Source organism: Rhodovulum kholense (genome assembly GCF_003053725.1).
In the GTDB taxonomy this organism is placed as follows: Bacteria; Pseudomonadota; Alphaproteobacteria; order Rhodobacterales; family Rhodobacteraceae; genus Rhodovulum; species Rhodovulum kholense.
Genome location: NZ_QAYC01000004.1, coordinates 79,110 through 93,307, shown reverse-complemented (window position 1 = coordinate 93,307; position 14,198 = coordinate 79,110). Strand labels below are relative to the sequence as shown.

Here is a 14,198-nt window from a genome sequence, read left to right as displayed (position 1 = left end):
CAGGCTATGACCGCGAATTCCATGACCACTCCGACCCTGTCCAAGCGCAGCTTCCTCAAGGGGTCCATCGCCGCCGGGCTCGGCCTTGCCGGGCTGCCCCTGCTGGGCCGCGGGGCCGCAGCCGAAGGCGCGAGCGGCGGCATCCTTTCCGGCTGCCACTGGGGCGTCTTCCACGGCATCGTCGAGGACGGCCGCGCCGTCGAGTTCAAGCCCTGGGCCGGCGACCCCGCGCCCTCGCCGCAGCTGCCGGGCGTGCTCGACTCGCTCTATTCCGAATCGCGCATCCGCTACCCGATGGTGCGCCGCGCCTGGCTGGAACAGGGTCCCGGCGCCGATCCCGACGGCCGCGGCTCGGGCGACTTCGTCCGCGTGAGCTGGGAACAGGCCATCGAACTGGTCGCGAACGAGATCACCCGGGTGCGCGACACCTATGGCCATCCGGCGGTCTTTGCCGGGTCCTATGGCTGGAAGAGTCCGGGCAACCTGCATAACTGCCAGACCCTTCTGCGGCGGATGCTGAACCTGACGGGCAGTTACACCAACTCGACCGGCGACTATTCCACCGGCGCGGCGCAGGTGATCCTGCCTTACGTTTCCGGGTCCATCGAGGTCTACGAACAGTGCACCACCTGGGACAACCTCGCTGCCAATTGCGAGCTGATGGTGTTCTGGGGCGCGAACCCGCTGAACAACTCGGAAATCTGCTGGTCGGTGGCCGATCACGGGTCGTTCCGGGGCGTCGATCTGCTGAAGGAGGCGGGCACCGAGTCGATCTGCATCGACCCGATCCGCACCGAGACGGCGCAGGCGCTGGACAGCGAATGGATCGCCCCCGCACCGCAGACCGACGTGGCGATGATGCTGGGCATCATGCATGCGCTTTATGACGAAGGGCTGCACGACCAGGCCTTCCTCGACCGCTACACGGTCGGCTTCGACAAGTTCCTGCCCTATCTGCTGGGCGACAGCGACGGCACGCCGAAGACGCCGGAATGGGCTGCCGAAATCTGCGGGGTTCCGGCCGACAAGCTGCGCGACCTGGCCCGGCGCTTCTCGTCGAAACGGACGATGCTGGCGCTTGGCTATTCGACCCAGCGCCAGCACCATGGCGAACAGATCCACTGGGCGCTGATCACGCTGGCCTCGATGCTGGGCCAGATCGGTCTGCCGGGCGGCGGCTACGGGCTCAGCTATCACTATGCCTCGGGCGGCGCGCCGACCCATACCTCGCCGATCCTGAAGGCCATCGACGATGCCTCCGGCGTGGTGGTCGAGGGCGCGGCCTGGCTTGCCAAAAGCGGCGCGGTGTCGATCCCGGTCTCGCGGCTGGTCGAAACCCTGCTGAACCCCGGCAAGACCATGCAGTTCAACGGCCACGAGATCGAACTGCCCGAGATCAAGCTGGCCTACTGGGTCGGCGGCAATCCGTTCTCGCACCATCAGGACCGCAACGAGATGCTGCGCGCCTGGCGCCAGCTCGACACCTTCATCGTGCATGACATCCAGTGGACCGCCTCGGCGCGCCATGCCGATATCGTGCTGCCCGCGACGACCTCCTATGAACGAAACGACATCGCGCAGGTGGGCGACTATGCTCTCAGCCACATCCTGCCGATGAAGAAGATCGTCGATCCGGTCTTCGAGGCGCGCAGCGATTACGACATCTTCGCCGACATCGCCGCCAGTCTGGGCAAGGGCCACGAGTTCACCCAGGGCCTGTCGGAAATGGACTGGATCCGCGGCTTTTACGAAGGCGCCCGGATCGAGGCGCGAGGCAAGGGCATGGAAATGCCGGTGTTCGAGTCCTTCTGGGACAGCGACGAGCCGCTGGCATTCCCGCTGAGCGACGTCCAGAAGGACTGGGTGCGCCATGCCGATTTCCGGGCCGATCCGCTGTTGAACGCGCTGGGCACGGCCTCGGGCAAGTTCGAGCTTTATTCGAACGCCATCGAGAAATACGGCTATGACGACTGTCCGCCCCATGCCACCTGGATGGAACCGATCGAGCGTCTGGGCGGGGCGACCACGACCTATCCGCTGGCGATTGCCGCCAACCACCCGGACATGCGGCTGCACTCGCAGCTTTGCGGCACCAAGATCCGCGAGGGCTACGAGGTCAAGGGGCGCGAGCCCTGCTGGATGAACCCCGCCGATGCGGCCGCGCGCGGCCTGTCGGAAGGCGATGTGGTGCGTGTCTTCAATGACCGGGGACAGATCCTTGCCGGGCTCGTCATCACCGACGTGATCCGGCCCGGGGTGATCCGGGTCAGCGAGGGCGGCTGGTTCGACCCGGTCGATCCGCGCCAGATCGGCAGCCTCTGTGCCTATGGCGACGTCAACAACCTGACCACCGGCATCGCGACCTCGCGGCTGGCGCAGGGCAATTGCGGCCAGACGGCGATGGCCGATGTCGAACGTTTCGAAGGTCCGTTGCCGCCGGTGACGGTCTTCAGCCAGCCCGCCTGACCCAGACCCTGATCCGGGTCCGGGCGGATGGACAGGTCCGTCACCCACTCCCCCCGACGGGCCTGTCCTCCCTTTTTCTTGCGGAGGCCAGCCCATGCGATTTGGCTATCTTCTTTCCGAGGACCGCAGCGCGGCCAGCACGGTGCTGGCCGAGGTGGCGCGGCTGCTTCAGGGGCAGGGTCTGCGCCCAGCCGGTGTGGTGCCCTGCGCCGCCGCCGCACCCAACGCCCATCCCTGCGATACCGATCTGCAAGTCCTGCCCGACGGGCCGGTGCTGCGAATATCGCAGGCGCTGGGCTCGGGCTCGCGCGGCTGCCGGATGGAGTCGGGCGCGGTCGAGGCCGCAGCGGCCGAGGCCGCGCGCCATCTCGACGGCGCGTCGGTCTTGATCGTGAACAAGTTCGGCAAGCTCGAGGCGGCGGGCCACGGCTTCGTGCCGCTGATCGCCGAGTCGCTCGACCGGGGGCTGCCGGTTCTGACCGGCGTCAACGGCCTGAACCTCGCGGCCTTCGAGACGTTCGCCGGGGGGCTCGCCCGGCCGCTTGTTCCCGATGCGGGCGCGGTTTTGGACTGGCTCGGGGCTCCGGTCCGGGACCCCGACGCGCTTTGCGCATTGGCCTGAGCGCGGCCGGGCTTGCGCCCGCGTCCCGCCCGGCCCAGGGTGCGCCATGCGCATTCTCGAAAATATCCTAACCGACCGGGGCTCGCGCTATGCGGTCTCGGGCGGGCCCTGCCACAGCGCGGCAGAGGCCCGGGCCTTTCTGGCCGAGCTGCGACGCGGCAAGAAATTCGCCCGCGCCACCCATCACAGCTGGGCCTTTCTCGGCGCCGGAGGGCCGGTGAAGACCGACGGTGGCGAGGCCGGGGCGGGGGCGATCATCCTGCGCATGCTCGAACGGGCCGATCTGCGCGACCATATCGTGGTAGTCACCCGCTGGTATGGCGGCAAGCCGCTTGGCGGCGACCGGTTCCGCCATGTGCAGGAAGCCGTGCGGATCTATCTCGATACGCACGCGGGCAAGGCCTGAGCGCCAGTCGTCCGGTCAGGCGGGCGGCGGGTCCAGCAGCAGCACGCGCCAGTTCAAGGCGTCGAGGTTCTGGTTCTCGGGCGGCCCGCTCATGATCCATTCGATCCGGTCGAGATAGGCCTGCGCCCAGCGGTCGAGCCAAAGCTGCGTCGGCTCGCCATCCTCGGGCGTGGGAAGCGGCGCGATCTCGAAGGCGATGCGCCCGTCGCGCCAATGCGCCTGCAGCGTCAGGCTGGGCACGCGCAGCCCGGCTGCCAGCTTGGGCAGGGTGTCGATCAGCTCGAACGGCCGTCCGAAAAGCCGCCCGCGCGCGACATCGCCGGGGCCGCCTTGCCGCATCACCCGCGCCGGAGAGTCATGCGTGGCCATCAGGATGCCGTTGCCGCGCAGCACGCGGAAGGCCTCGGCCGCCGCCTCGCGCGGGGCGGTCGCGGCGGCGATCATCGGGCCGAGCCCGCGTGCGGCCGGATTGGCCGCCGACCGGGCGGCCAGGTAGTGATAGCCGACATTCAGCCCGCTCAGGACCGAATAGACCAGCGGGCCGAAATGGGTCGTCGCCACGATGCAGGGCCGGGGCAGGGCGCGCAGCTTGTCGGCCTCGCCCGGATGCAGCCAGGGCAGCAGCGCCTCGGGCTCTGCCGGGGCGGCGGTCAGCCAGCGCCGGATGGCACTGGCGCGTTCCGCCCGCCGCGTCCATTCGGCCTGACCAAGACTGCGGTCGCGGGCCATCCGCCAGGCCAGCGATGCGGCCGGTGAGATGCTCATCGTCGGGATCGGCCGGGCCGTCTCGAAATCGAAAAGCCGCTCCAGGTCCGCCGCGCGGGTGATCGCCTCGTCGGCCCCGCCGGCGATATTGCGCCGTCCGCGCACAAAGCGGGGCAGGATCGCGGTTGCCTCCTCGACCCGGCCCCGGGTCATCAGCGCCTGAGACAGGAAAAGGTTCGGCGCGCTGCCGTTCCGGTCCAGCAGGTGTTGCAGCCGCGCCGAGGCCTCGTCGTGCAGGCCCAGCGCATCGAGATCGCGCCCGAAGTCGATATCGGTCCGGGCGCGGGCACTTTCGGGGCGCAGGGACAGGGCGCGGCGGTGGGCGACATAGGCGTCCGGGCGTCCGGCGGCGAGATGCAGCTCGCCCCGCAGCTCCGCACTCGCGGAATGGTCGGGGTCGAGCGCGCCAAGCGTGTCCAGCGCGGTCTCGGCGCCTTCGATCCGGCCAAGGCCGAACCGGGCGCGCGCCTGCAGATAAAGCAGCGCCCTGTCGGGGCCCTGCCGGTCCAGAAGCCGGGTCGAAAGCCGCTCGGCCTCGGGCCAGTCGCCAAGCCTGCCGGCGATCTCGGCCCGGATGCGGTCGCCGTTCCGGTGTCCGCGGGCCTCGTGCCAGGCAATCAGCGCGCTCAGCCCGGCGCGGGTCTCGTCGACCCGGTCCAGCTCGAGCGCGGCGCCGATCCGGCCGATGGCGGCCCCGGGCAGCAGCCCGCCGGTGTCCAGCGCTGTGGCGAAGGCGGCATCGGCCTCTTCGGGGCGACCCAAGGCCAGCAGCGTCGTGCCGCGCAGGATCCAGATTGCCGGGGTGTCGGTGGCCATGGGCAGCAGCGCCAGCGCCCCCTGAGGGTCCTCCAGGGCCATCCGGGTGGCGACGCGGGCTTGCAGCACCGGCGCCTGACCGGGAAAGCGGGTTTCGGCCTCGCGGCCCCACGCCTCGGCGTCGTCGAACCGCCACAGGGTGCGCGCCGCAGCGATCCGCAGGGGCCAGGCCCAGACGAGGCCGGGCGCGCGGGCCACCACGTCCCCGGCTAGCGCCAGCGCGGTTTCGGGGTCTTCGGCCAGCAAGCTCTGGCCGCGGGCCAGATCTACGCCCGGATCGTCGGGCCGGTCGGCGGCCAGCGCGTCCAGAAGGTCCCGCGCCGCGCGCACATGGCCGCGCTGAAGGGTCAGGTTGCAGCGGCGCAGCGCAAGACCCGCATCGCCGGGCAGCACGTCCAGCGCGGCCTCGACCGCCTCGAGCGCCAGGTCGAGACGCAACTCCTGCGCCGCCGCGTCGATCCGGGCCAAAAGCGCCTGACGCTGGCGGGGATCGGTCGCAAGCAACCCGGCAAGGGTTTCGGCCGCCGCGTCATAGGCCCAGGCGCGCCGCTGGGTCGCGGCCAGTTCGATGGCGACCCATGGGGCCCCGGGCGCGTCGGCGGCAAGCCTGAGAAGATGGGCGAGGCTCTCCTCGATCCTGCCCGCCTCGCGCAGCAGAACGCCCTCTCGTAGCCGCAGCGCCCTATCCTGCGGCGGGCGGGTCAGCGCCTGGCCGGACGCCTCGCGGGCGGCGGCGGTCGTCGCGATCTCTGCGTCTGCGTTCTGCATCCTGTTCGTCTGTTCCACGTCTGGGCCGTACTGGCCCTTCGGGTATAATGTCATGCGTTGCAGCGACCCTGGCAAGCCCCGTATGGCGGCGGACGCCGTTGCGCCGACCCTGGCCCATATCCGATTTCAGAACCGGAAGGCGTCGGGTTTCAGCCTGTTTCATCAATGAGATGGCGGAAGATCGCAAAGGCCTGGGGCGTGGGCACCTAGAGGTTGAACTTGTGAACATCAAGGTGTACGAGAGTTGAAGAAGATGGTAAAAATGCAGACAGTTCACCCTGCTTTTCAGAAGTCTATTTGGTTTATCCGCGGCCGGTGTGCCGGGGGTGGCAGGGACGGGGGCACGGGAGTGCGACGTCTGCCGTCTGGGAACGAAGGATGGCGTCATTATTCGGCCGCGTCGCAGCGGAGATCCGTGGTCTTCACATAAAGCGTGTCATCGCGCCCGCCTTCGATGCGGGGTGGTATCTGTCGCATTACACCGATGTCGCCCAGGCCGGTGTGGACCCGCTGACCCATTACATTCGCTATGGGGCGCAAGAGGGCCGAAACCCGCGGTCCGACTTTGATGGCGTGAGCTATCTCGAGATCAATCCGGATGTCCGCGCCGCCGGAATGAACCCGTTCTATCACTGGATCCGTTTCGGCCGCGCCGAAGGCCGGATCTGCGTTTCGGCGCGCGATGCCGGCGCGGGAGGGGTGGGCTCTGGCGCCGTCACGCCGCCGGTGATGGATTTTTCGGGGATCTTTACGCCTCTGGATCACCTTCCTGCGCCGGTCCTGGGGCGGCTCGACCTTGCGGCTTTGCCAGACACGGTTCTTGGGCGCGGTTTTCCCTATGGCATGCGGGCCGGGCCGGTCGACTTTCCGATCGTTCTGTTCCGGGATGGCGGGGGCGCGGTTCCGGTCGCGCGTGTCGAGCAGGCGCTGGCCATGACCTCTGGCGAGGTGCATGTTCTGGGTTGGGACGGTCGCGGCCGTGCGCGGCGGTCCGCCCCGGCCAACGATCGGGTGCGGGTCTGGCCTGCGGAGGGCGAAACGGCTCTGGACGATCTCAGGGCCTTGCTCAAGGGGCTAGACGCCGAACTGGCGGGGTTCTGGGAGGTCTCGCTGTCTCCTGCACTGTCGGCCTGGCTGTTTCTCGAGGCGGCGATGGTCCGCGATCCCGGTCTCGCCCATGTCGGCGCGGCGCTCGCGCGGCCCGACGGACGGCTCTGGCGGTCGGGCTGGCGCCACCGCGCGGGCGAGACGACCCTGGCCGAGATCGGCCGCGACGTCCATTTTCTCGATCCCTTCCAGTTCCGCCTGAAGCCGTCGGTCGCTCTGGACCCGGTCTTCGGTCTGGCGCGCGTCGCGCCCTTGCGCGCGGCTGCGGCCGCCTCCCGGGCCCGGCCGACCGGTGCGCCGGATCTGGTCGCGGCGCTGGCCGGGCTCGCGCCGCTTCTGGCCGGCGACGGCCAGCCGGTCTTTGCCACGCAGGGGTGCGCGGTGGTCCTGTCGGAGAGCGAGCCCGCCCAGCCGCCGCAGGCCGCCGCCCCCGAGGATGCGGGCCTTCCCGCCCATCCGGGCCCGGTCGAGGCCGTGGTCTTCGTCGACAGCGTGCCGCCGATGCCCGACCAGGATGCCGGCTCGGTCACCGCGTCGAACTTCATCGATATCTTTCTTGAACGTGGCGCCGAGGTTCTGTTCTACAGCACCACCCGGCGTGCCTGGACCGATCCCTATGCCCTGGCGCTGGCCGCGCGGGGCGTGGTGTGCCTGGCCGATCCTGCGGTGCAGGGCTACGACAGCGCCTGCGACCGGATCGCCTCGGCCGGATACGACCGGCTGACCTTCCTGCTGACACGGGTCTATGCCGGGGGTGCCTTTGTAGAGCGCACCCGCGCGCGCTTTCCCCGGGCCCGGCTGGTCTTCAACACCGTCGATCTGCACGGCCTGCGCGAACTGCGCGAGGCGCGGAGAGCGGGCAGCGCCGCGCGCGAGTTTTCGGCGCATGCGACCTTCGCCCGCGAACGCGACATCATCCAGCGCTGCGACTCGACGATCCTGCTTTCCGAGGCCGAGATTGCGGTGTTGTCGCCGACGCTCGGCCATGCCGACCTGCGCCTGATTCCGATGGTCAACGAGTTCCGCCCACCGCGCGCGGGTTTTACGGAACGTACCGGACTGATGTTCGTGGGCGGCTTCGGCCACACCCCCAATATCGACGCGGTCGAATACATCATCGACGAGCTTTGGGCGCCGATCCGGGCGCGGGCGCCGGACATGGTGCTGAAAATCGTCGGACCGCACTTTCCCGACCGGCTGCGGGCGCGGCTGCCCGAAGGGGTCGAGGCGCTGGGCTTCGTGCCCGATCTGGGCGCGGCACTCGAAGGGGTGCGCCTGACCGTGGCGCCCTTGCGCTATGGCGCGGGGATCAAGGGCAAGATCGGCACCAGCCTCGCCCATGGCGTGCCCTGCGTCGCGACCCCGCTCGCCGCCGAGGGCATGGGGCTTGTGGACGGCCGCGACCTGCTGGTCGCCGACGGCCCCGAGGCCTTTGCCGATGCGGTTCTGAGACTGCATGACGACGAGGTGCTCTGGACCCGGATGAGCCGGGCAGGGTACGAGTTCTGCGAGGCCCGCTATTCCCGCCGGGCGGTTGCCGCCCGGCTGAACGCGCTCCTCGACGGGGTGCCGGCATGAAACACGAGACCGCTCCCGCCTCGCATCTGCGTGTCGTCGCGGGCAAGGCGACCGCCCTGCGCTTTTTCACCATCTGCGCCCGGAACTTCCTGCCAAGCGCCCGGCTTCTTTGCGAAAGCCTGCGCCAGGCCCATCCCGACGCGGTCTTCACCGTCTATCTCTGCGACCGGGACATGGGGTACGATCCGGTGCCGCTCGGGATGCGCATCGAACCGCTCGAGGCGCTCGGTATCCCCGCGCTCGAGCGGATGATCCGCAGCTACAACATCACCGAGCTGTGCACCGCGATCAAACCCTACTGCTTCCTGCGGGAATTCGCGCAGGCGGGGGGCGAGGATCCGACGCCGCATGTGATCTATCTCGATCCCGATATCGAGGTGTTCAGCCCGCTGAACGAGGTCGCCGAGGCGCTGGATGCGGGCGCCCAGGCGGTGCTGACCCCGCATGTCCTGCATCCGGCAGAACGCGCGGAATTCGAGGACGACCATTTCCTGCGCTTCGGCGCCTACAATCTGGGCTTCATCGCGCTTCGCAACACGCCGGAAGTGGCCGAGGTCATGCGCTGGTGGGGGCGGCGTCTGGTCGATCAGTGCATCATCGACCTGCCGCGCGGGATCTTCGTCGACCAGAAATGGATGGACCTGCTGCCGGCGTTTCTGGACGATGTGCATGTGCTCCGGCATCCGGGCTACAATATCGCCTACTGGAACCTCCACGAACGGCGCATCCACGGTCCCGAAGGCGCGCTGCAATGCAACGGCCAGCCGCTGCGCTTCGTCCACTACAGCGGCATCATCCTCGAGGATACCGACCAGCTGTCACGGCATAGCGGCGTGTTCCACGTGTCAAACTCGTTCGGCTACGGACCGCTGGTGCAGCGCTATCGCGCGCGTCTGACCGCGCCCGAGAACCGGCGGCTTCGAAGCCTGCCCTATGCCTTTTTCTGGAACGGCGCGCGGGGCAAGAACGCGCACAGCCCGGGCGCCGAGGCCGAAACCGCCTGGAGTCGGCCCGAAACCTTCCTGCTGGCCCGGCAGGCCTTCACCATGGAGCAGTATCTGGGCTTCCTGACGGCCGAGGCGAGCGAGATCGAGAACCGGCGCGCGACCGAGGCCGCGCTGGTGCCGAGGGGCGAGGACGGTCGCAACGGCTTCGAGTTCACCGCCTATTGCGCCGTCTGCGGCGGCCGCCATTCGATGGTGACCAGTTTCCTCTACAGCGGCGAGGCCTATCCCGACGGCACCCCGGTTCCGAACTGGCGCGAGCATGTCGCCTGCATGTCCTGCGGCCTGCCGAACCGGGTGCGCGCGTCGATGCATCTGTTCTTGCAGGAATTCGAGCCAAGGCCCGACAGCCGGATCTATATCACCGAACAGAAGACACGGCTGTTCGGCTGGCTCTCGGGCCGCTTCCCGAACCTGACCGGATCGGAATATTTCGGCAACCGCGTGCCGAAAGGCGGCCTGTTCGAGGGTGTCCGCAACGAGAATTTCGAAGACCTGAGCTTCCAGTCGGAGAGCTTCGAATTCCTGCTCAGCTTCGACGTGCTTGAACACGTCCCCCATCCCGAGCGGGCCTTCGCCGAGGCTTTCCGGGTGCTCGAACCGGGCGGCCGCCTGATGTTCAGCGTGCCCGCCCATCTCGACCGCTACCCCAGCACGATCCGCGCCGAGCTCGCGCCCGATGGCCGGATCATCCATAACCTGCCCGCCGAATACCATGGCAACCCGGTCGATCCGGAAGGCGGGGCGTTGTGCTTCCGCTATTTCGGTTGGGACCTCATGGACATGCTGCGCGAGGCCGGGTTCCAGCGGCCCTTCCTGTTCCATTACTGGTCGCGCGAGTTCGGCTATTTCGGGCCCGGTCAGGCCCTCTTCGTGGCCGAAAAGCCCAGATGAGCGGGGCGGAGGGCAAGCGGGTCTGTGCCGTGACCGGCCCCGGCGGGTTCGTCGGCGGCTATCTCATGCCGGTTCTGGCGGCGCGGGGCTGGCAGACCTTGCCGATGGGCCGCGCCGATGCCGATTTCTCGGACCCCGAGGCGCTGGCCGGATGGCTTGCCCGCCATGGCGTCACCGACATCGTGCATCTGGCCGCGGAATCGAACCCCGCCGGCGGCGACACCCGCGCCTTCTACGAAACCAACGCCTTCCTGACCGAACGGCTGCTGCAGGCCGCCGCGACGGCCGGTCTGCCGGGGCGGTTCCTGCTGGTCAGCGCCACCAGCGTCTATGGCGACAGCGGGCCCGCGCCCCAGCGCGAGGACGACCCGAAACGCCCGCCCAACCATTACGGGGCCTCCAAGCTTCTGGCCGAGGTGATCGCGGGCTGGTATCGCGACCGGCTCGACATCACGATCGCGCGGCCCTCGAACTGCATGGGGGCGGGGCAGAACCCGCGCTATCTGGTGCCGAAACTGGTCCGGGCCTTTGCCGAGCGCGCCCCCGAGATCGCCATGGGCGACACCGCCATCGCCCGCGATTTCGTCGATATCCGCGATGCCGCCGACATCCTTGCCCGCGCGCTGGAGGCGCCTGCCCGGAGCCTTGAGGCCATCAATGTCTCCAGCGGCCGCGCCACGCCCATTGCCGAGATCCTCGACACCCTGACCCGCATCAGCGGCCACGCCCCCGAGATCCGTCGCGACGAACGGTTCATCCGCGCGGGCGACATGCGGTTTCAGGCCTGCGACACCGCCCGCGCCAGAAGTCTCGGCCATGTGCCGCGCCACGATCTGGCCGACACGCTGGGCTGGATGCTCGACGCCGCCACCCGTTCCGTTCCCGAACCAGTCGAAAGAAGGTTGCCCTGAATGCCCAAACGCGCCCTGATAACCGGGATCACCGGAATGGTCGGCTCTCACCTGACCGATTTCCTGCTGGACCGGACCGACTGGGATATCGTCGGCATGGCCCGCTGGCGCAGCCCGATGGACAACATCGCTCACCTGACCGACCGCATCAACCAGCGCGACCGGCTGCGGCTGGTGCATGGCGACCTGCGCGATTCCCTGTCGCTGCTGCACGCGGTCGAAGAGGCCCGGCCCGACTACGTCTTTCACCTCGCCGCGCAATCCTATCCCAAGACCTCGTTCGAGGCGCCGCTGGAAACCTACGACACCAATGTCGAGGGCACCTCGCGCCTGCTGGAGGCGATCAAGCGCACGGTGCCCGAGGCCGTCGTGCATGTCTGCGCCTCCTCCGAGGTCTTCGGCCGGGTCCCGCGCGACAAGCTGCCCATCGACGAGGAATGCACCTTCCACCCCGCTTCGCCCTACGCGATCTCGAAGGTCGGCACCGATCTCATCGGCCGGTTCTACGGCGAGGCCTATGGCATGAAGGTCATGACCACGCGGATGTTCACCCATACCGGCCCGCGCCGGGGCGACGTCTTCGCGGAATCCTCCTTCGCCAAGCAGATCGCGCTGATCGAGGCCAATGCCATTCCGCCGGTGATCCGGGTCGGCAATCTCGACAGCCTGCGCACCTTCGCCGATGTGCGCGACGCGGTGCGGGCCTATTACATGCTGGTGACGGTGAACCCCCAGCCCGCCGCCTATTACAATATCGGGGGCGAGCATACCTGCACCATCCGCGAGATGCTGGACCATCTGATCGGGCTGTCTCCGGCACGCGACAGCATCCGGGTCGAGACCGACCCCGACCGCCTGCGCCCCATCGACGCCGATCTGCAGGTACCGGACACGTCGAAGTTCCGCGCCCATACCGGCTGGGCGCCCGAAATACCTTTCGAGACGACGATGCGCGACCTCCTGGACTACTGGCGCGGCCGCGTCGCCGACGGCGCGGTCCGGCTGGTGCGGTAAGTAGGGAGATTGGGAACGTGGCGAAAAAAGTCATTCTGCATATCGGGCGGCACAAGACCGGGACCACAGGTCTTCAGCTCTTTCTGGAAAGCGGGAGCTTGGAACTGGCCAAGTCAGGGTTCTGCTATCCCTTGGCAGGGCGCGACCAGTCGCCGGGGCAGTCCCGCGAAGACCGCGCCGCGCATCATGGGTTTGCCCGTGCCCTGATCGGACCGCGCGACGTCGTGCGCCAGAGGTTGAGTGCATTGCGCCCTTTGTTTCTTGATGAGGTCAAGGACGCCCATACCGTGATCCTCAGCAGCGAAGGGTTCCAGAATGTGCTGCATCTCGACCTGCTTGCCGAGTTTCTCGACGGGTTCGAGATCGAGGTGGTCGGCTATCTGCGCGAGTATCTGGCCTATGTGACCAGCGCCTATGCTCAGGAAATCAAGGGGTCGCGGCTGGCTTCGGATTTCTTTTTCTTCGAGGAGCGCTTTGGTCTCAATTTACCGGATTTCATTGCGCGCTGGAGACATATGGCAAAGCGCTGCCACTGGCGACTCTACGACCGCAGGAGATTGGTCGATGGCAATGTGATCGCGGATTTCGTCAGCACGGCAGGTTTGCCACTGGCGCCTTCGCGGGCCGTGGTCGATTCAAACTTGTCGATCTCGGGCAATTTGCTCGGCTTCAAGCTGCTTCTGAACATGCTGGGTCTGCACCAGCCGGAATTCGGGCCTCCGATGAACGCCTTGGTTCTGGCGCATCCGGGTTTCGGCGGTCCGATCTTCCTGGACAGCGCAACGCAACAGAAACTGCGAAGCCGCAATTCCTGCAACCGAGTTTTGACAGAGCTGTTCAGCGATGTTTCGGAATTCGACTTCGAGGCAGGGAACCGGATATTCGATCCGGCCTCTCTGGAGCAAGACATGAAGACGATTCTGTCGGAATTCTCTGCATTCGAACGGGTCATCAGCCATCCGTTCATTGCTTCCTTGGCACGAGGGCAGTTAGATTCCGTCAGGATGGCGGTATGACGCGCGCGGGGCAACCCTGGTCGGTCCCACTTCGGTCCGGCCGCAACAGGACCGACCCTAAACCGGTTATCCTGGCCCATTACCACCTCTACAAGAATGCAGGCAGCAGCGTCGACCGGGCGATCCGCGAAGCGGTGGGTGCCGACAATTTCATTGAACTCGACAAGGATCGCCGGTTTCGCAGGGCTCCTGCATTCAACACCGCGCTGATCAGGCAGATCCTGCGCGCCCATCCCGGCATGCGCGGCTTTTCCTGCCACACCTTCGTCGCGACGGCGCACCGGGCCGGCGATTTTTCCGTGCTGCCTATCGTCTTCCTGCGCCACCCGTTGCTGCGGCTGGCCTCGATCTACCGCTACGAACCGACATCGAAAGCGCACCGGGACACGCCAATGGGTCGGCTGGCCGCAAGTTTGCCCTTTCCCGAATGGCTCGATGCTTTCCTGACGTCGCATAACGGCAAGAACTATCAGACCTGCGTACTGTCGATGATGGAGGACGGTTCCCACAGCCCCTTCACCAACGGCCATCCCCGCCATATCGGCGACATCCGCGTCGCGGCGGAACGGCTGGACGAGGTGAACAGCCTGACCGGGGTCGGCATCGTCGAACAGTTCGACCGCTCCGCCCGCCGGATCGAGGCCGCCGTCGGCCGCTACGTCCCCGGCTTCCGCCTGTCCGGCGCGGTGGCCAACCAGACCAAGCAGGTGGACAGCTGGCAGGACGAGCTGGCCGCGCTCGAACGCTCGCTTCCGGCCGATCTGCTGGCGCGCGCCGTGATGGCGAACGCGTCGGATTACGCACTTTACGACCGTTATCGTTGATTTTCCC

10 protein-coding genes are annotated in these 14,198 nt (G+C 67.7%); 9 read left to right on the top strand and 1 reads right to left on the bottom strand.

Annotated elements, in window-relative coordinates:
* Positions 1-6 precede the first annotated feature (6 nt).
* The 3 genes from torA to C8N38_RS06930 all read left to right on the top strand — a co-directional run bounded on the left by torA (position 7) and on the right by C8N38_RS06930 (position 3,494).
* A complete protein-coding gene (torA, locus tag C8N38_RS06940; protein ID WP_108025251.1) occupies positions 7-2,466 on the top strand; it encodes a trimethylamine-N-oxide reductase TorA in 2,460 nt (819 codons plus the stop codon).
* A gap of 94 nt (positions 2,467-2,560) precedes the next feature.
* Entirely contained in the window at positions 2,561-3,088 is a 528-nt protein-coding gene (locus C8N38_RS06935; protein ID WP_108025249.1) for a DUF2478 domain-containing protein, read from the top strand.
* 46 nt (positions 3,089-3,134) lie between these two features.
* Positions 3,135-3,494, top strand: a complete 360-nt coding sequence (locus C8N38_RS06930; RefSeq protein ID WP_108025247.1) for a YigZ family protein — start codon at positions 3,135-3,137, stop codon at positions 3,492-3,494.
* 15 nt (positions 3,495-3,509) lie between these two features.
* On the opposite strand, the gene C8N38_RS06925 is transcribed toward C8N38_RS06930, so the two are convergent.
* Positions 3,510-5,843, bottom strand: a complete 2,334-nt coding sequence (locus C8N38_RS06925; RefSeq protein ID WP_146176237.1) for a tetratricopeptide repeat protein — start codon at positions 5,841-5,843, stop codon at positions 3,510-3,512.
* Positions 5,844-6,221: 378 nt separating this feature from the next.
* Between C8N38_RS06925 and C8N38_RS06920 the strand changes: the two genes are divergently transcribed.
* From C8N38_RS06920 to C8N38_RS06895, 6 genes are read left to right on the top strand one after another with little or no spacing between them, the layout of a single operon-like run.
* Positions 6,222-8,528, top strand: coding sequence for a glycosyltransferase (locus C8N38_RS06920; protein WP_108025244.1), 2,307 nt, complete (start codon positions 6,222-6,224; stop codon positions 8,526-8,528).
* Entirely contained in the window at positions 8,525-10,426 is a 1,902-nt protein-coding gene (locus tag C8N38_RS06915; protein WP_108025242.1) for a class I SAM-dependent methyltransferase, read from the top strand. The genes C8N38_RS06920 and C8N38_RS06915 overlap by 4 nt, the downstream gene beginning before the upstream one ends.
* Entirely contained in the window at positions 10,423-11,337 is a 915-nt protein-coding gene (locus C8N38_RS06910) for an NAD-dependent epimerase/dehydratase family protein (protein ID WP_108025240.1), read from the top strand. The genes C8N38_RS06915 and C8N38_RS06910 overlap by 4 nt, the downstream gene beginning before the upstream one ends.
* Entirely contained in the window at positions 11,338-12,351 is a 1,014-nt protein-coding gene (locus C8N38_RS06905; protein ID WP_108025238.1) for a GDP-mannose 4,6-dehydratase, read from the top strand.
* Positions 12,352-12,368: 17 nt separating this feature from the next.
* Positions 12,369-13,367, top strand: a complete 999-nt coding sequence (locus C8N38_RS06900) for a hypothetical protein (protein WP_108025236.1) — start codon at positions 12,369-12,371, stop codon at positions 13,365-13,367.
* Positions 13,364-14,191 carry a hypothetical protein gene (locus C8N38_RS06895; RefSeq protein WP_108025234.1) on the top strand — a complete coding sequence of 276 codons (828 nt, stop codon included), beginning with the start codon at positions 13,364-13,366 and terminating at the stop codon, positions 14,189-14,191. Before C8N38_RS06900 ends, C8N38_RS06895 begins: the two co-directional genes overlap by 4 nt.
* Positions 14,192-14,198: the final 7 nt, after the last annotated feature.

Coding starts and splice junctions, on each gene's coding strand:
- C8N38_RS06925 (WP_146176237.1), bottom strand. CDS start 5,843: ATGCAGAACGCAGACGCAGAGATCGCGACGACCGCCGCCGCCCGCGAG.
- C8N38_RS06905 (WP_108025238.1), top strand. CDS start 11,338: ATGCCCAAACGCGCCCTGATAACCGGGATCACCGGAATGGTCGGCTCT.
- C8N38_RS06895 (WP_108025234.1), top strand. CDS start 13,364: ATGACGCGCGCGGGGCAACCCTGGTCGGTCCCACTTCGGTCCGGCCGC.
- torA (WP_108025251.1), top strand. CDS start 7: ATGACCGCGAATTCCATGACCACTCCGACCCTGTCCAAGCGCAGCTTC.
- C8N38_RS06930 (WP_108025247.1), top strand. CDS start 3,135: ATGCGCATTCTCGAAAATATCCTAACCGACCGGGGCTCGCGCTATGCG.
- C8N38_RS06910 (WP_108025240.1), top strand. CDS start 10,423: ATGAGCGGGGCGGAGGGCAAGCGGGTCTGTGCCGTGACCGGCCCCGGC.
- C8N38_RS06915 (WP_108025242.1), top strand. CDS start 8,525: ATGAAACACGAGACCGCTCCCGCCTCGCATCTGCGTGTCGTCGCGGGC.
- C8N38_RS06920 (WP_108025244.1), top strand. CDS start 6,222: ATGGCGTCATTATTCGGCCGCGTCGCAGCGGAGATCCGTGGTCTTCAC.
- C8N38_RS06935 (WP_108025249.1), top strand. CDS start 2,561: ATGCGATTTGGCTATCTTCTTTCCGAGGACCGCAGCGCGGCCAGCACG.